Annotated in this window: 16 protein-coding genes and 1 pseudogene; 5 read left to right on the top strand and 12 right to left on the bottom strand. The window is 68.8% G+C overall.

The annotated features are described in order from the left end of the window. Positions 1–272: 272 nt before the first annotated feature. The 11 genes and pseudogenes from ACN269_RS16440 to ACN269_RS16390 form a co-directional block, all read right to left on the bottom strand. Entirely contained in the window at positions 273–1,874 is a 1,602-nt protein-coding gene (locus ACN269_RS16440; protein ID WP_421473251.1) for a YfjI family protein, read from the bottom strand. After that, positions 1,871–2,644, bottom strand: a complete 774-nt coding sequence (locus ACN269_RS16435; RefSeq protein WP_421473250.1) for a DUF6884 domain-containing protein — start codon at positions 2,642–2,644, stop codon at positions 1,871–1,873. The genes ACN269_RS16440 and ACN269_RS16435 overlap by 4 nt, the downstream gene beginning before the upstream one ends. After that, a pseudogene (locus ACN269_RS16430) lies at positions 2,641–3,609 on the bottom strand (bifunctional DNA primase/polymerase); the annotation flags it as partial. The gene ACN269_RS16435 and the pseudogene ACN269_RS16430, both read right to left, overlap by 4 nt. A gap of 122 nt (positions 3,610–3,731) precedes the next feature. Further along, a complete protein-coding gene (locus ACN269_RS16425) occupies positions 3,732–4,031 on the bottom strand; it encodes a hypothetical protein (RefSeq protein ID WP_421473249.1) in 300 nt (99 codons plus the stop codon). Further along, on the bottom strand, positions 4,028–4,303 hold the full coding sequence (locus ACN269_RS16420; protein ID WP_421473248.1) for a hypothetical protein: 276 nt from the start codon (positions 4,301–4,303) through the stop codon (positions 4,028–4,030). The genes ACN269_RS16425 and ACN269_RS16420 overlap by 4 nt, the downstream gene beginning before the upstream one ends. A gap of 136 nt (positions 4,304–4,439) precedes the next feature. Further along, positions 4,440–6,602 carry a cell division protein FtsK gene (locus tag ACN269_RS16415; protein ID WP_421473247.1) on the bottom strand — a complete coding sequence of 721 codons (2,163 nt, stop codon included), beginning with the start codon at positions 6,600–6,602 and terminating at the stop codon, positions 4,440–4,442. A gap of 242 nt (positions 6,603–6,844) precedes the next feature. Beyond that, positions 6,845–7,066 (bottom strand): hypothetical protein, encoded by a 222-nt coding sequence (locus ACN269_RS16410; protein ID WP_421473246.1) that lies wholly within the window; start codon positions 7,064–7,066, stop codon positions 6,845–6,847. 85 nt (positions 7,067–7,151) lie between these two features. After that, the gene (locus tag ACN269_RS16405) at positions 7,152–7,619 is read right to left on the bottom strand and encodes a DUF3307 domain-containing protein (protein ID WP_421473245.1); all 468 of its coding nucleotides are present in this window, start codon (positions 7,617–7,619) and stop codon (positions 7,152–7,154) included. Positions 7,620–8,139: 520 nt separating this feature from the next. After that, positions 8,140–8,922 (bottom strand): ABC transporter permease, encoded by a 783-nt coding sequence (locus ACN269_RS16400; protein ID WP_421473244.1) that lies wholly within the window; start codon positions 8,920–8,922, stop codon positions 8,140–8,142. Further along, on the bottom strand, positions 8,919–9,293 hold the full coding sequence (locus tag ACN269_RS16395; RefSeq protein ID WP_421473243.1) for an RRQRL motif-containing zinc-binding protein: 375 nt from the start codon (positions 9,291–9,293) through the stop codon (positions 8,919–8,921). Before ACN269_RS16395 ends, ACN269_RS16400 begins: the two co-directional genes overlap by 4 nt. Beyond that, the gene (locus ACN269_RS16390) at positions 9,293–9,538 is read right to left on the bottom strand and encodes a DUF6284 family protein (protein WP_421473242.1); all 246 of its coding nucleotides are present in this window, start codon (positions 9,536–9,538) and stop codon (positions 9,293–9,295) included. Before ACN269_RS16390 ends, ACN269_RS16395 begins: the two co-directional genes overlap by 1 nt. 409 nt (positions 9,539–9,947) lie before the next feature. On the opposite strand from ACN269_RS16390, the gene ACN269_RS16385 reads away from it, so the two are divergent. The 3 genes from ACN269_RS16385 to ACN269_RS16375 are packed head-to-tail and all read left to right on the top strand — an operon-like array spanning position 9,948 to position 12,884. Continuing rightward, positions 9,948–10,814 carry a GntR family transcriptional regulator gene (locus ACN269_RS16385; RefSeq protein WP_421473241.1) on the top strand — a complete coding sequence of 289 codons (867 nt, stop codon included), beginning with the start codon at positions 9,948–9,950 and terminating at the stop codon, positions 10,812–10,814. Then, positions 10,811–11,515 (top strand): HAD family hydrolase, encoded by a 705-nt coding sequence (locus ACN269_RS16380; protein WP_421473240.1) that lies wholly within the window; start codon positions 10,811–10,813, stop codon positions 11,513–11,515. Before ACN269_RS16385 ends, ACN269_RS16380 begins: the two co-directional genes overlap by 4 nt. A gap of 10 nt (positions 11,516–11,525) precedes the next feature. After that, on the top strand, positions 11,526–12,884 hold the full coding sequence (locus tag ACN269_RS16375) for a pentapeptide repeat-containing protein (protein WP_421473239.1): 1,359 nt from the start codon (positions 11,526–11,528) through the stop codon (positions 12,882–12,884). Positions 12,885–12,961: 77 nt separating this feature from the next. On the opposite strand, the gene ACN269_RS16370 is transcribed toward ACN269_RS16375, so the two are convergent. Next, positions 12,962–13,780 carry a hypothetical protein gene (locus tag ACN269_RS16370; protein WP_421473238.1) on the bottom strand — a complete coding sequence of 273 codons (819 nt, stop codon included), beginning with the start codon at positions 13,778–13,780 and terminating at the stop codon, positions 12,962–12,964. 585 nt (positions 13,781–14,365) lie between these two features. Here ACN269_RS16370 and ACN269_RS16365 point away from each other — a divergent pair. Further along, positions 14,366–15,514, top strand: coding sequence for an MrcB family domain-containing protein (locus ACN269_RS16365; protein ID WP_421473237.1), 1,149 nt, complete (start codon positions 14,366–14,368; stop codon positions 15,512–15,514). A gap of 245 nt (positions 15,515–15,759) precedes the next feature. Then, entirely contained in the window at positions 15,760–17,118 is a 1,359-nt protein-coding gene (locus tag ACN269_RS16360; RefSeq protein WP_421473236.1) for a pentapeptide repeat-containing protein, read from the top strand. Positions 17,119–17,148 lie beyond the last annotated feature (30 nt).

The raw sequence follows: 17,148 nt of genomic DNA, 5'->3' as shown, positions 1-17,148 counted from the left end.
CCAAGATGCGGGGCGTCCTGGTGTGAGGCATAGGGCCTAGTGCTCTCCGTGGCTCTCAGCGGGTCCTTTCGGGGGACGTCGGACCGCCGGTTGATGCCGGCCGGTGGTGGTGGGAGGCCGGGAAGCGCTGACACGCTGACAGCAGCACCTACTGGCGACGTATCCGCAGGCCAACGGGGGTGTGAAGCTGTCAGCGGGGTGCGCTGACAGGCGCTGACAGCGCTGACACCGGGCGGGGTGTCGGCGGCGCTGTCAGCACCTGTCAGCGCCTGTCAGCACGGACCGTTGACACCTTCGTGGGTGCTCTGAGCTGCGGAAACGCCGTCCGTCGTCGCAGTTGTCAGCGTGTCAGCGCTTCCGGGGTCGTCTCCGATGGCGCGGGGGTGCAGCTCGTAGCGGCCGTCCGGCCCGTTGCGGACCCATCCGAGCGCGATCAGCTCGTTGAGTACGGCGGTTACCTCGTCGGACTTCGGCAGCCGGCGGGCTACCCGCCGGTGTGCCTCCCGGCGGGTGAACGTGGTCATGCCCTTGGTGGTGAGCACTCCGAGCACGTACCGGGCGTTCTCCATGGCGGTGTCGCTGCCGATGGTGCTGAGCGCGGCCCGGTAGTGCGCGGCGAAGAACTCGGCCAGTGTCACGGCGTCGGTCATGCGGTCGGCGTCGATGGGGCGTCGCCACGCGTCGGCGGGGTGGTGTGCGACGTGCAGCAGGCCGGCTAGGCGCAGCGTTGCGCCGGAGAGTTTGTTGCCCCATTCGCGCATGTCGTGCAAGGTGCCGCCGGGGCGTAGCTGCGTCTCCACCTCCTGAGCGGCGGCGAGGCGCACCCGTCCGGCCTCGGGGGTGAGGGTGACGACGGCGGGGTCTTCCCATTCGGCGAGGGTGGCGGCCAGGTCGTGCACCCGGTGCCGGTAGCCGGCGGTCACCTGCTCGGGCACCGGCTCCGTGTCGACCAGCCGATACCCGGCGAGGGATCGGGGCAGGGCGAACAGGAACCGGGCCGGCAGGCCGCGCCCGGCCAGGTCGGCGTTGCCGCCGAACTTGCGCAGCACGGTCGGTTGTGCCATCACGCACACGGTCAGCGCGGGTTTGTCGACCGAGGCGCCCTCGCGGGTCTGCCGTTCGTTGCTCATCGGCTGCCCGGCGTGGCCTTTGAGGTAGGGGTCAAGGTTGGGTGCGCCGGAGTAGCGGCCGGCGAGGGTGTCGAAGATCCCGCCTTCATCGCTGATGATCGCCATGCGTCCGCCGTTGGCGGCCATCAGCCCGATGAGGGCTTCCGGGGTGGCGTCGTCGACGATCAGGCGGGGCAGGCCGGGAACGGTGATTGCCTCGGCCGCGATGGCGGCGGCTACCGCCTCGGCGGCGGCCTCGTCGCGCTTGCCCGGGTCGCTGGCCTTGGCCGCTGCGGCTTTGGCTTGTTCGGCGTGCCGGTCGGCGATGTCCCGCAGCGCGGCGGCCTCGGCGATCCGGGGTCGCATGGCCTCACCGAGCGTCGATTGCGCGGCGAACAGCGGCGCGGTCATCGCCCGATGCACGGGTGACTTCCGCTCGCCGGGGCCGGCGATGACGGCGGCGAACACGTTGACCGGCTCGCGCCACCCGCCGACCGGCTCGACTTCCAGGCGGCCACCCGCGCACGCGGACAGCACGGCGACGGCAAGGGTGCCGGCCATCGCCGGATCGGTCTGGGTGAACCGGGCAACGCCGGTCACCATGTCGCCCAACCAGCGCGGGAACACGTCGACCGGGAACGGCGGCGGCGCGCTGCTCGGCCCGGTCAAGGGCACTGGAACATCCCACAACGGGCCGCCGCTGGCCGGTGGTGCGTCGGTGGCGTCCGGATCGTCGGTGACGAGGTGAAGGCGGGCTGGCGTCATGCGGCACGTCCTTCCGGTATCGGTGCGGTGAAACGGGGGTCGGTGACAACCGGGGTTGTCGTCGCGCGCGCCAGCTCGGCGAGCACGGCCATCTGTTCGGGCATCCCGCGCGTGCCGTCCAGGGGGCGGCGGGCATGCGGCCACACCGCCGTTACGGGGTCGGCGTAGTCGCGGCCGGCGAGCACGGTCACGGTGCCGGCTGTGTCGAGGCCGAGGCGGCGTGCTTGCGCGTACAGGGTCGCCACGGTGACCGCGCCGGGTTGGCCCATCCGCAGGTCGTAGGGCTCGATCACGGTGTCTGGGGTGAGTAGCCCGTAGCGGGCGGACAGGATGACCAACCGCCCGCCGAGGCGGTCGGCGGCGCGGCGGCACGCGCGGTGATAGCTGCCCGTGTACATGCGCCCGGCAGGTGCGGGCCGGTCGAGTTTCGCGGTGCCGCACGGCACGATGACCACCGCGTCGTCGCGGCCCATCACGGTGCGGCGCATCCGGGCGTTCACCGGGTCGGCGTATGCCTTGCTGGCCGCCTGCCGGGTGGTGCCCGTCGCCCGGCCTACCTCGGCATACGACCACCCGTCGTTGAGTACCAGGTCCACCGCGACCCACTCGCGGGCTTCCCGGCAGGCGGCCTCCATCGCGGCCAGCGCGGCGAGGAGGTCCGATGGCGTTCGAGCGGCGGCCAGCGCGGCGGCGTGGTCGGCGACGTGTGCGGCTGCGGGGTGGAGCTGGGGCGCGCGGTGACAACTGCGGTTGTCGCCACGGCCGGTCATGCGGCCACCGTCCGGGGTCGGCGGGCACCGGCAGCGAGGCCGGATCGGACGGTCCGGTACGCCTCGGCGACGCTCAACCCGGCCGTCACGCCGGCCTGTTCCAGCACGCTCTGCGCGTCGTCCTCGGCGAGCGCGCCGCCCGCCACCAACTGGCCCAGCGCGACACCCGCGACGTAGAGACAGCGGTTACGCTCCCCGGCCGCTGCGGTGGTCACCCGGTCGACTTCCCGGCTGATCGCGGCCCGCACGTACGCGCCGCTGCGGTCGGTCGGCAGGGACACCACCACCGGCCGCTGCGGCGGCAGCGGCGCCGGGGCCAACCGGGCGGCCAGCCACCCGGGCAGCGGCGCGGGGTCGATATCCAGGTCGACCCGATACGGCCGACCCGCCACCGTCGACCCGGCGGCCACCACGTAGCCGCCGTGCGCACGGGTGTCGACCAGCGGCCCGAGCGCGCCGGCCGTATTGCGCAGGTCCGGCCCCTCGTCCGGGTGGCGGTAGTAGAGGTGCGTGCCGCCGCGCCCGGTGGTCACCGTGTACGTCGGTTCGATGACGGCGGCGTGCGCGGCGGCCAGGTCGGCGAGGGTGTCGAGGCCGGTCGGCCCGGTGGCGTCGTCCTTCGGGTTGTCGAGGTCGACCACCACGAGGCGGGACGGGCCGCAGGCCAGGCCGATCCCGTAGGGGCGGTGCGTCCAGGCGCGGCGGATGCGGTCCGCGTCGCAGGTGGCGCGCGGCTCCCACCCGAGGTGATGGCCGGCGGCGCGGCAGCGCGGGTCGCGCCCGGTGCAGTCGTCGGCGGTGTGGTCGGGGAACGCAGGCCGCTTGTCGTCGGGCCGCAGCGGGAAGACGTGCCAGCCGCGCGCCGCATGGGCGAGCGCGGCGGTGAGCAGGTCGGTGGTCGGCACAGCGCGCCTCCCTTCATTGCTGATGAACGGGTGCAGTGGAGTCGATGAGGGCTCGGGCCGCCCGACCAGCGCGGCCGGGGTGTGGGCGGGGCAGCGCAGCCCTTGCAGGTACGGGCGCAGGTGGTCCGGGGCGTGGCAGTAGCGGCCGGCGGGGCCGATCCAGTGGCCGCACCGCCCGCCGGTCACCGCGCCGCCCGCCCGGGTCGCGGCCGGGCGCTGATCGCGGCCCGGGTTACCGCGTGCCGCAGGTCGCCGAGCAACCCGACCAGTTGCCGCCGCGCGGCCAGGTCGGACGGCGCGAGCGCGACCCTGACGCGCACCTCGGCGTGTTCGCGCCCGGCGGCGGTGCGTACGCGTACGAGGACGGCGCGGGAGAGGCCGGCGACGTCAACCACGATCTCTTCAGATCGGTGTTCGCCGAGGCCGCAGCGGTGGTCCTTGCCGCACCAGTCGGTGTGTCCGTCGCGGGCGCGGCGGTTCATCGGGGGATGCCTTTGTCGTGTAGCGCGCGCAGGTAGTTGATGGCGACACGGCCGGCGCGTAGGTGCTCTCCGTTGCCGTCGCAGCGGCGGCAGATGCGCCCGACGCGCAGGATCAGGGTCCGGCGTCGGCCGATGCCGTGGCAGCGCCGGCAGCGCCGAAACGGCCTGATCATGCACGCGGCGAGGTAACCGAGTGTGACGATGGCGAGAATCAGGATGATCATGCCGGCAGCGCTGCCGGTCTGGGTTGCGGTCGCGGCGTGGGTGGGCACGGTGGGGCCTCCCGAGGCGGTTTTCCGGCGCGAGGTGGGGTCAGGGCGACCCGCGACCGGCCAATGTCTGTCCTGACCAGGCCGGTCGCGGGTCGAGTCGCGCGAACGCGACCGGTCGCGGGCGAGCCGCGACCTACTAGGCGGCCTTGCGGCGGGTGATCGCGGCGTCGATGTCGTCGGCCTTGGCTCCCTTGAGGGCCTTGCCGGAGCGCTTGACATCTACGCTGCGTACACCGAACGAGCGGACCTGAGCGGAGATCGATTCGGCGGTCACGTCCGCGTACGCCTCGGGCAGCCGGGCAGCGAGGCGGGCCGCGATCTCTTCCCACTGCGCGCCGGTCTCGCCGCGCTCGATCACGCTGCGAACGTCGGCGAGCACATCGCGGATCTCCCGTGCGACGTCCTCCCCGGCCGCCATGCCGGACAGGGTGCCGGCGGCCTCGCGCAGCTTCCGCGCGGCGATCAGGATCTTCTCCGCGTCGTCGGCGTCGGCGAGGTACGTCCGCACGGTGGGGGTGGCGTCCGACGCGCCGCGCAGGATGCCGACGCCCTTGTAGGACGGCAGCAGCGTCGACGAGTCGTAACCCTCGGAGTTCGCCCCCGCCCCCAACACCAGGTCCGAGACGTTCCACGACCCGGTACGCAGCGAGAACCGCACCTGGTGGTTGTCCCGGAAGCTGATGAACTGCGTAGCCACCTGACCACCGCCGACCCCGGAGGGCCGCTGCGTGGCATCAACGAACATCACCCCGGCGGCCGGGGCGACCTTCACCAGGTACACCAGCAGAGACGCGATCTCCTTGGAGATGTCGCCGAGATCGAAGTACTCCTGGAACTCGTCCAGGAACACCGCCCGCACCGGCATGTTGTACTTCGGGTCGCGGGCGATCTCGCGGGTCAGCTTGCCTTCCGGGCAGACGTCCACGGGCAGCCGCGACAGCCGCTCGTAGCGGTCTTGCACGTCGGCCTTGATCTCCCGCAACGCGTCGAGGACGATTTCCGCCGGATCGCCGTCGCGGGTCATCGCGAGGCCGAACGCGTACCGGTCGGCGACCAGCGCGAACTTACGCCAGTCGGGCTTACCGCCACCGTCGAGGACGGTCAGCTTCACGTACGGGTCCAGCGCCGCGTAGAGGGCCAGGGAGCGGGCGGCGAACGTCTTGCCCTGCCGAGGCTGCGCGCCGATCAAGACGCTGTTCCACATCAGGTCGACGCTCACCTTGTTGCCGCGCTCATCCAGCCCGAACGGGGCCGGCTGCCAAATGTCTGTCGGCTTGCACCGCAGCAGCGGCGTCCGGCCCGCACCTTGGGCGAGCGGGTCACGGTCGGCGACCCACAGCGTGTGCCGGCGGTGCGAGGACGGATCGCGGGTGATGAACACCTGCGACACCGCGACGTCCAACCCCGAGGCGATCGAACCGCGGGCCTTCACCGCGTCGTCAAAGGTCTTGCCGTACGGCAGATCGATCGACACCTGAGAGCCGGTACCGGAGGGGTCACGGGCCATCGTGGAACCGAACTCCACCCGCTGGTGCGGCTTGTCCGGGTTGCCGAGGCCGGCGGCGTAGTAGGCGCGCAGGATGATGTCCGGGTTGACTCGCCGGAACCGCCCCGCGACGGTCGCCGGGGTGATGATCGGCCGGTCATCCGGTCGCCCGACGTGCGCGAGGTAGGCCACGGCCAGGCCGGCACCGGCGGTCAGCGCCCACCACGGCGCGGTCGCCCACGCGAGCGGCGCGGCCACCGCCAGCGTGACCGCCTCGGCCAGCAGGACGACACCCCGCCAGGCGCGGGTGGCCTTGACCTCCCGGTGCAGCTTGTGCCACATCGCCGGGTCGTTCGCGTCGGCGGCGGCCTGCCGCAGCCCGGTCTGCTCGGTGACCCACCACCACCGCAGTTGCCGACCCGTCAGGCGGAACGCGCCGACCGTGGCCCAGAACGCGGCCTGCGTGGCGTACCACGGCGAGCGGACCGCGTGGAAACCGGCGCGGTAGCCGGCCAGCTCGGCGGCCTGCCGCACGCTGTGCTTGATGTTCTGCCACCCCGACCACCCCGCCGGGATGATCGGCCGCCGGCCGTTCGGCGCGGTAGCCGGCGGGTCGACCAGCATCCCGCCGCGCTGCGGCGTCTCATCGAGGGGCAGGTCGAAGTGCGTGGCGTCGGCGGCCGGGCGTGCCCGGCGGGCGCGGGCGTCGTCCAGGTCGACCACCTCGGCATCCGGGCCGGCGGCGGCCGGGTTGGTCAGGTCGTTTTCGGCGGCCTGCCAGTCGAATCGGTCATCTTCGTGGGGGGACGTCATGATGGGTGTTCCTCCATCTGATCCGTGAGGGTCGGGGGTTGAGGGCCGGCGGCGCGGCCGGGTTGTCGAGGCCGTGAGGCCGCGCCGCCGGGCAGGGGGTTAGCTGTCGGTCGCGCCGCAGCAGCGGCACGTCTTACCGCCGTTGACCGGGGAGCACGCGCACCCGCAGGACAGGCACCCGCGTCCCGGGACGCCGCCGGAGTAGGCGTGCATACAGCCGCAGTCGGGGCAGCGGGCCGGCATCAGCGGCCCTTCTTGCCCTTGCGGCCAATCGCGGTCGCGCCGTTGCCGATCGCGGACTGACCCTTGACCTTGACCTTCCCGGTCGTGATCGATCCGCCGTCGGAGCGGCTACCGGCGTCAAAGTTGTAGTGACCGGCGGTGCAGATCGCGAGGGTGCCGGTGCTGTCGACGGAGACGGACCGGAAGCTCTTGCCGCAGGTGGTGCAGGACGACATCGCCACGAGGATTTCCTCCTTGCCGTGGCTGCCAGCGGGTCTGGCAACCTCCGCACCCCACCGGAGATCAGGCCGGTGGGGGCGGGGGTGGTCAGACCGCGCAGAACAGCGCGGCGACGAACAGGAACCCGATGTGCCAGGACTGATCCAGCGCGTACGCGCCGGTCCCAAGCGAGGGATTGTCGTCGTGGTCCGGGCGAGGGATGCCGAGGACGTAGAGGCGGCCCGCGCCGAGCACGTCGGCGATGCGGCGCAACGGGGTGCGCCGGTCGGCGATGTAGTGCGACACCGCCGAGACGGTCAGCCCGACCGCGACGCCCCACGGGTCGAGGCGCAGGCCGGTTGCCAGCAGCATCGCGGCCAGCGTGACGGCGGCGGTCAGGGTGTAGGTGCCGACGTGGGCGGCGCAGGCGAGGCGGCCGAGCCAACCGGGTTGGCCCTTGGTGTCTGCCTGCCATTGGGTCTGTACCCAGTGGTCGGCGATCTGGTGGGCGACGTAGAGGGTGGCGAACACGGCGGCGAACGCGCCAGCGTGCGCGCTGGTCGGGTCTGCGAGCATGTTGGACTCTCCCGAGGTCCGGAACGGGCTGTGAGGGGTGAGGGCCGGCGGCGCGGCCGGGTTGTCGAGGCCGTGAGGCCGCGCCGCCGGGCGGTGCTGCGTGGGGCAGGGCCGGTCAGATCTCCCACATCTGGCCGCAGTGGGTGCAGACCATGTACTTCACGCCGTCGATGTAGGTGGTGTAGAAGGCGGGGTGCGGGCAGATCGCCATTGGTCGGGTCCTCTCGCTGTGCCGTCAGCGGGTCTGGCGGCCTCCGCGCGCCACCGGGTGATGAGCCGGTGACGGCGGGGGCGGTCAGCGACCGCGACCGGTCGGGGGGCAGTCGTCGCAGGTCGTGGGCGGTTGCGCGTTGCCCCACAAGGTGGCGGTGTGCTTGCCGCACGGGAGCAGGACCGTGCGGGAGTGCGGGTTGGGTGCGCGTCGGGGGATCATGGGTGCCTCTCCTGAGGTCGTGAGGCCGATGGGGGGACCGGCGGCGCGGCGCAGGTTGCGAGCCAGGGGCCGCGCCGCCGGGCGGCGCTAGTTGTGCGTGCGAACGAGGTGTGCGAGTGCGGCGCCCATGCCGAGTACTGCGACCGGGAGGCACGCGACGGCGGTAGTGATCCACCACGGGGCTGAGGTGACTCCGGCGGCTTCCAACAGGTGGTAGGCGACCTGACCGAGCGCGCCGATGGCGAGGGAGCCGAGGGCGGACCACTTGGCGAACGTCCGCGCCCGGTCCGGCACCCGGCCCGACAGCCATACGTACAGGGCGTACGCGCCGTACGTCTCCACCCCAATCGGGAGCGTGATCGCGGAGTTGATGGAGAAGCTGTCCCAGATGCCCGGCAGCGGGTGCACGATGCCGAACCCGGTGAGTCCGCCGAGGCCAACCCACCCGGACCAGATCGCGACGAACGCCGGCAGGGCCAGCAGCACCACCGGCCACACCACCACCGAGCGGGCCGGCGCGGGCGTGTCCGGGTGACTGACCGGCGCGACCTGCTCGACCGGCTCGGGCGGCGTGATCTCCGGCGCGGGCAGCGGGTCCGGTACGACCGGCGGCGCGGGCTCGGGTGTGGCCGGTGCGGGTGCCGGGTCCGGGGTGGCCGGGTCGGTGGTGTCGGCCGGCGGCGCGGCGGGCGTGGTCTTGAGCAGCGTCAGTAGTTCGCCGGCCTTCGGTGCGCCGATGCGGAACTCGCGCATGAGCCGGTTGCGCGACGGGAACGACTCCCCGTCCGACAGGGGCAGCGCGCGGGCCGCCGGAAGCAGGTCTTCGATCGGTTGGGGGTAGCGGGTGCCGTTGATGGTGGGGGCGGTCATGCTGCGTCCTCCTGGGGGAAGGCGCACGCGAGGCATTCGCCCAGCGAGCGCGGGATGAAGTACGGCCGAACCGTGTGGCAGGTCGGGCAGGTGCGGCGGGCGGTGAGTGCCTTGCCGATCGCGGCGCGCTGCGCGGGGGTCGCGGTGCGCTTCGGCGCGGCCAGGTCAAGGCGGTAGAGGTAGGCGGCGCGGGTGCCGCCGACGCCGCGCCACAGGATCTGAGCGGCGACGGGTTGACCACCGGGGCGCAGGCCGGCGGCGGTCAGTTGACGGCGGGTGGCGTAGCCGGGCGGGGCGCCCTTCCACCAGTAGGTAGGGATGCCGTACCGCGCTCCGTCCGGGTCGTGAAAGGCGGCGCGGACGCGGGACATCAGGCCGCGCGGCGCGGGTCGGTCCGGGCGGCGGAGTCGGCGGCGGCGCGGGTGACACGGGCCTCGGCCCGGCGCAACCGACGCCAGTCCAGCGAGGTGGGGCCGCCGTGGTCGTCGGCGTAGATCAGCGTGATTTCGGCGTCCAGGACGTCCAACTCGGCTTCGATCAGCGGCCACTCCGCATCGATCGCCGCCAGGTCGGCGGCGGTCGGTTCGGCGGTGACGGGGGCAAGGTGCGTACGCACGGGGAAACCTCCGGTGGAGTCGATGAAGTGGGGCAAACCCCCCGGGGTGCGACCAGACCGGCCGCACCCCGGGGCGAACAGGAATCAGGGGGCAGAAGCAACCGCGCGCCAGACCCGGCCCGCTCGCCCCGCTCGCCCGGGAAGACACCGGGGTCGGCCACCGTGTGGCTCAAGGCAGGGATGCCGCAGACGGATCTACGCGGCGCTTCTGCTGTGAAGTTCTTAATGAACGACCACACGACCGGCCCGTGAGCGCGCAGCGCAAAGCGTTGCCTTCCCCGGCTTCCGATCGGCTTGTCGTGCCTGGCTAGCCAGGTGCGACGAGATGAACGTAGGCCGGCTTGGCTAGTCAGGTCAAGAGAGTGCGACGAACTTTCCTAACTTGGCTAGTCAGCGCTACCGTGAGCGGGTGAGCGAGAACCTTGACTTCCTCGGCGAGCTAGACCCCGACGACCCCAAACAGGCCTCGCAGCAGATCGCGAACAAGCTGCGGGCGGCCATCCTCACGCGTCGGCTCGCGCCCGGTGACAAGCTGCCGTCTCAGCCCGAGCTAGCCACCCGCTACGGCGTGGCGCGAGAGACGGTCAAGCGAGCCTTGGACCTGCTCCGGGCAGAACGGCTGATTGTGTCCCGGCAGGGCAGCGGCGCGTTTGTTCGCGCCCAGACACAGCGGGCGGTTGAGCTGCGACCGCACATCGAAGCCTCATTCGACCGACCCCACGTCACCATCGACTTCGCCGGCTTTTCCGGCGAGACGCTGCGCGACGCGCTCGCCGAAGCACTCGACAAGGTGCGCGTCGGCCGACTTGCGCCGGAGACGATCGCGGTGCGGGTCCTGATCTCCGACATGGCTGTGCCGATGGCGCTGCCGTCGCGGGCCGAGACGCAAGCAGACGACCCAGCAGTACGCGAACGCGCGGAGCGGATCACCCGCCGGGCCGCAGACGGAATCATTGATCAGGTCGCCGAGCTGGGCGACCTCGGGCTGATCCGGTCGGCCACCGTTGAGGTGCGACTGCATCGGGCGTCTCCGCTGTTCAAGCTCTACGTCCTGAACGGCGAAGAGGTCTTCTACGGCTTCTATCCGGTGGTTGAGCGCACCGTATCGATTAAGGGTGAGCCGATGGCGATCTACGACCTCATGGGCAAGGACGTCCCGCTGTTCCACTACGCGGTGACCGACGACGACGCCTCGCACGGGACTCAGTTCGTGGAGGCGTCTCGCCAGTGGTTCGACTCGGTGTGGTCGACCATCGCTTACCGGTACGACGGATGAGCGCCGACCTCGGTCGACTGCTAGGCGAGGTCGGCGCGGTGTTGCTCGATTTCGACGGGCCGGTTTGCAGCATTTTCGCCGGTTACCCTGCGCCGCAGGTTGCCGCCGAGCTGGTTGACGTGCTGCGACAGAGCGGGGTCGACGTGCCGCCGGACCTCGCCAGCGAGCCTGATCCGCTTGAGGTTCTGCGCCGCGCCAGCGCGACCGGCGATCAAGGCATCACGCGGGCGGTGGAGGATGCGCTCTGCGCGGCCGAGCGCCGGGCCGTCGACGCTGCCGAGCCAACGCCATACGCCCGCGAGGTCATTGTGGCTGCCGGGCAAGCAGGGATCCCGGTGGCGGTGGTTAGCAACAATTCACCGGGTGCCGTAACCGCCTACCTGGCAGCGCACCGGCTCGCCGGCTACGTATCGTCGGTAGTGGGTCGAGCCTACGCCGACCCAGGCCGGATGAAGCCCAACCCGGAACCGATCCTGCAAGCCGCCCGTGCGCTCAATCAGTTGCCGGCGCGGTGCGTGCTGGTTGGTGACTCCCTCTCGGACATCCAGGGAGCGCAAGCCGCCGGGACCACCGTCGTTGCCTACGCGAACCGCCCACTCAAGGTGGAGGCGTTCCGGGCTGCCGGCGCGGATGTGGTGATCACCAGTATGGGTGCTCTGGCGTCTGCCTTGCTAGATGCCGAGTTGGACGGGATGCGGTAGGAGGTTGGGAGTGGAGCTGCCCCCCGCGCAACCGTCGACGGTTCCTGATCTCGGTACCAAGGTTGGCCCCGCCACCGCTGTTGGCAGCAGAGTGCCAGTACTCCGGTTGTGGAGTATCCGCCGGTCGATCGTTCTGGTTGTTGTTGCTGCCCTCATGATGGTTGGGGCCATGTTTGCCGGCGCGCTCTGGTTCGCTGGCTGGCCCAGCGTCAAGAGGGACGCAAGTGTCACGACATCGACGCTGTTTGAGCTTCTTAAGCTCGTGCTTGCCGTTGTGGCGGGTATTGGCGGTGTTGCCGCTCTGGTGGTTGCTTATCGTCGCCAGAGAGTCTCTGAGCACGCAAATCTTCTTGCTGAATTCGCACATCAGTTGGCGCACGCTGCTGACCTGCGTGCCGAAGTGACCACAGCCCTTGCTGAGGCGGCCGACAAGAGAGCGATGACGGAGACAGAGCGCAATGGCGTTCGCCTCTTCAATGAGCGGTTCGCTAAAGCGTCGGAGCAGATAGGTTCGGAGAAGCCAGCCGTCCGGCTGGCTGGCGTCTATGCCATGGCCGGTCTTGCAGACGACTGGCAAGAAGGCAGACAAACATGCATAGATGTTCTTTGTGCTTACTTTCGTATGCCTTATACCCCGCCGCCCCCGCAAAGTGAGGAAAATTCTAGCAAGGGCCAGCAAAGGCGGATGAGCAGGCAGGAGGCGCGCGACGCCATCGAGGAGAGGGAGGTAAGGCGCACCATCATTGGCCTAGTCAGGGATCACCTAACGTCTACTGACCCAACAATAGAGCTGCGGTCATGGCGCGGGCACAACTTCAACTTCGATGGGGCCGTTTTTGACGGGGCCGACTTCGCGGGAGTTATCCAGATCGGAGGAAGATTCTCGTTCGAAAATGCAAAATTTCTGGAAGGGCTCACGTCCTTCGCAGGTTCCGTGTTGGCCGGGTATGTTTCGTTTGAAGGGGCTCAATTCGCTGGTGGAGAAGTTAGCTTCGACGATGTGAGGCTCGATGGAGAGGTAAGTTTTCGGCGGGCGGCCTTTTCGGGTTGTGAAGTTAGCTTCTCTCGCGCGACTTTTCGTGGTCGAGTCGGGTTCGCCGACGCCATCGTCAGCAACGGCATAGTTCTCTTCGATGCCGCCTCCTTCGACTCTGGGTCTGTTGTCTTCACTGAAACCAAGCTCGAAGGAGGTGCGGTAGTTTTCGATGGGGCTTGGTTTGGGCGCTCGGCTCGTGTCACCCTGGACGAAGCGTTGTTCAACGGTGGTACTGTTTCGCTGCGCTGGCCGGTTCTCGACCAGGGTGCATGGCTATACCTACTGCCTCTCGCCGAACTGCCCGGAGTGATTACGGGGGCAGCGCGCGAATAATTGTCTTTTGATTCCCGCACAGGGCCCCAGAGCCGCCGAGCTGAAACTCCTGCCCTTCCCTAGTAAGTATTGCCGGATCAATCTGCGGGCTTCCTCGTGTGAGGAATTTCCGGATGGATGTACTTAACCATTCGATTAATTACATCAAGGCTGAGCGCAAACAAATCTTGCACTTCTTCGATATCGTAAATCTTGTCGGGATGCTGCGTCGGGTTCCGAAATCCTGTGCGCAGGTTGTCCAGGTTATTTAACAGAATCGCCGGCGGGGCATCGTGGCGCTTCCTGAGGTGGTTGACTATAGCGCCCCAGACCATCTGCTTCTGATCTAATCTACCTCGTTTAACTATTGAGCAGTAAAACCAACGAAGGGTGTCCTCGGTACCCCTCATAAGGTGGAAGGCGGCGGCCGTGGGAGTTTCAAATGCGATGCAGCGCCCCGCCTCGCCGAGATCATATTTCGCAACCTCTGGGAGCTTGTCGAAGACGCCAGGCGCCATTATTGATTCTACGTCATTAAGAAGCTTGTCGACGTTAAACCGCTTGTCTTTGGTGACATATGCATAGATTCCTTGCGCTTCCGCCACCAAGGTCGATTGAACTATGTGGGCGGCCTGCCTTATTAGGATGGCTTCGTCCGCGCTGAGTTTGCAGGCGACTTTCTCGTCACCTTCAAGATTAGCGTGGTGCTCCTGCCACAAATTCAAAATCGCTTCGAACTGTCGCTCGAACACCCGTAGTGTCACGTGCAGACGTTGGGCTTTGCAGGATTCAACGAAACGCTTCATGCAATATTCAAGCGTCTTCGGAGCGTACAAGTGGACGCCTTCTTGGACGCCGAGCATCAACCGGATGTCGTTCCCGAGGAGAACGTACTTCTCAATCGACAGAGCTTCCACGTGAGACTCGCTAAGATAGCAGGGACGAAGCCCTTCAGGATATCGCCAGCCCTCGTCGCTCCTGAAGCGGAAACGCCGTGCAGTGGCGTCGCGAGTTTCGCCGCCAGCCCGACCAGGACCGAGCGCGCCGAGCGCCTACGCGACTCCTTTGGCGAAGTCGCTCATCGCTACGGTGCCGCCCTGGGCTCGGGTGCGTACGTTGATGAGCACGAGGCTGACCGGGAACAGGATCGAGCCCGAGCCGCTGAGCAGCACCTAGAGCAGGTGAGTGTCGCGGGCGCGAGTAGCAGGCCGAGGTAGCCGAGCACGAAGCGGCCCCGGCGGCTCAATTGGTGATGCAGCCGGCGTTCAAGCGTCCGGCGGCAAGTGGGCGGCAGGGAGTAGTCGTGGAAGCGCTGCACCGCAGGTCGGCGGCCTACGCGCTTCGGTCTTGAAAACCTATCGCTGACGCCCCAACGACGCGGCCTTGCCCGGCACGGATGTTCCGGCCGTTGCCCCAGTGGCGGATCAATCACCCGTTAGTCCCCGAACCGCAGGCGGCCGCCTGAGCCGTAGTGACGCACGTCCTCCCTAAGATCCGGGTTCATGGATCTGGGGGAAGCGCTCCGCGGTGTTCAACTGAAGGCCTACGTGCACTCGCAGGGGAGGGACCAGCCTGCGCAGCAGCACCTACAGGCGGTCCGGCGTGAGTTGAAAGCGCTCGTACCGTCGGGCATGAGGGTGCTCACCAGCGGCGCCGGTCAGAGCTTGCCCGTGGTGCCGTGGATCGCGGTCCTCGACAGCAATGTGACCACGACCGCGCAGGAAGGGCTCTACGTCGTCTACCTGTACCGGCAGGATCTCTCGCGGGTCTACCTGAGCATGAACCAAGGCGCGACGCAGCATCAGCGGAACGCCGGAGAGGCCGGTCTAACGGGTGTGGCCCAGGATCGGGCCGCTCTGGCCGAGCTTCGGGCCGAGACGGCGCTGATGCGTAAATACCTCAGCGAGGAAGCCTTGGTCGGCCTGACAGAGGTGATCGAGCTCGGGGCGCCGCGGAACCGCTTTCTGCCGTGCGGCTACGAGGAGGGCAACGTGGCCGCGATCCAGTACGACCCGGCGCAGCTCCCGGACGAGGATGCGTTGCAAGCTGACCTCAATCGCTTCCTGGCGCTGTACGCGTCGTGTGTCGAGATCAAGAACGAGATTCGGACGACCGAACAGGGCCTGATCAAGACCACGGCCGGCTCGGGCAAGGCCAAGCCCAGGTTCAAGCCCAAGCCGCCGGCGTTCCGTCCTAAGACGCCCGCGGAGTACCACGCGCGGATGAAGGCGTATCTCCAGGACCGTATGCCACGTCATGAGGCGCTGCTGAACGACTTCGCCAAGCAAGCTAGGGCCGCCGGGCTCGTTCCGGCAAACAATGCTCACCCCTGCGACCTCACCGTCACGGGCCAGGGCAACCACTGGCTGGTCGAGGTGAAGACGGTAGGCGCGAACGCGGAGCATGCAGTCCGAGACGCGATCGGGCAGCTCTTCTCCTACCGGCACTTCTGCTACCGCGAGAACGGACGCAGCGACCCGTCCCTGGTGGCGCTGTTCTCCGAACCGGTGGGCGAGGCGCTGGTGGACCTCATCGAGTCCTTGGGCATCGAAGCCATTTGGCGACAGGGCGCGGAGTGGTGCGGCCGTACTTCTGGCGGCGCCCGGAGCCTTCTGGCTGCCGCTACAACCTCGGCTGCACCCAACGCCTAGGAGGCTGGTACACCTCGGGCTGCGGCAGCTCGGCCCTTGACTGACAACCGTGGTTGTCGCTGTAGCGGTTTAGGCGCGCTCGACGTACTAGAGCTGAACGTAGTTGTCTGGATTCACTAGGAAGGGGGACTGTGGAGCGCAACGTTCAACCCCTGTCAGGGGCGAGCACCAGCGTCGGGGTGCCACCAGTCCCGCCAGCGGATAGTCCCGTGCCGGAGCTTCGGCTCTGGAGCATCCGCCGGTCAATGGCGGTGGTCATCGCCGCTGCGGTGCTGGTGGTCGGAGCCCTGGTTGCTGGAGCGCTCTGGTACGCCGGGTGGCCGGGCCTCCGTCGGGACAGCACCGTCACGGCGGGCACGCTGTTTGACCTTCTGAAGCTAGTTTTTTCTGTGGTGGCAGGCGTCGGGGGCGTCGCGGCTCTAGTAGTGGCGTACCGACGGCAGCGCGTCGCTGAGCACGCAAACGAGCTGGCCGAGTTCGCCCATGGGTTGGCGCATGCTGCTGACCTCCGCGCAGAAGCGGCCGAGGGCCGAGCCAAGATCGAAACCGATCGTAACGGCATCCGGCTGTTCAACGAGCGATTCGCCAAGGCGTCCGAACAGCTCGGGTCGGACAAAGCGGCAGTGCGGTTAGCTGGAGCCTACGCCATGGCCGGGCTCGCAGACGACTGGCGAGACGGCCGGCAGACCTGCATCGACGTCCTCTGCGCCTATCTCCGCATGCCGCCTCCAGAGCCCCCGAGCGAAGCGCCGACTGAGGCGGACGACAAAGCATCGGTGGCGGCTGCGGAGAGTGCTCGGATTGTTCGCGAGGAGCGGGAGGTGCGTCATACCGTCATCCGGCTCATCGGCAGGCATCTACGTCTTTCCGAGGGGGATGCAGCGTCCTGGCGCGGCTTCGACTTTGACTTCACCGGCGCAGTTCTCGACGGTGGTGACCTGTCGGCCGCGACGTTCAGCGGCGGGCGGGTGTCCTTCATAGGAACGACGTTCACCGACGGACGGGTGTCCTTCGACGGGGCGACGTTCAGCGGCGGGCACGTGCTCTTCGAGGGGGCGACGTTCAGCGGCGGGCAGGTGTCCTTCCTCGGGGCGACGTTCAGCGGCGGGCAGGTGTCCTTCCTCGGGGCGACGTTCAGCGGCGGGGAGGTGTTCTTCCACAGGGCGACGTTCAGCGGCGGGAAGGTGTTCTTCCTCGGGGCGACGTTCAGCGGGGGTGAGATGCCCTTCCACAGAGCGACGTTCAGCGACGGGGAGGTGATCTTCGCCGGGGCGACGTTCAGCGGCGCGCGGCTGTCCTTCGAGGGGGCGACGTTCAGCGGCGGGGAGGTGCCCTTCGTCGGGGCGACGTTCACTGGCGGGCAGGTGTCCTTCCGCAGGGCCACGTTCAGCGGCGGGAAGGTGCCCTTCCAGGGGGCGACGTTCAGCGGGGGCCGGGTGCGCTTCCTCAAGGCGACGTTCAGCGGCGGGGAGGTGTCCTTTATCGGGGCGACGTTCAAGGGCGGAGACGTGTCCTTCGAGGGGGCGCAGTTGGACGTGCCGCCGAAGTTCGGCCAATGGCCGGACGGGCGTCCGCCGGACGGGTTGCACCTGCCTACTTGCTAAAGGCGCGTCGTATCTGTGTCGCGAGCAGGG

Origin of the sequence: Micromonospora sp. WMMD736, from assembly GCF_049179015.1 — a bacterium.
In the GTDB taxonomy this organism is placed as follows: Bacteria; Actinomycetota; Actinomycetes; order Mycobacteriales; family Micromonosporaceae; genus Micromonospora.
Note: the sequence above shows the minus strand (reverse complement) of the source record. Positions and strands in the feature narration are given on the sequence as shown.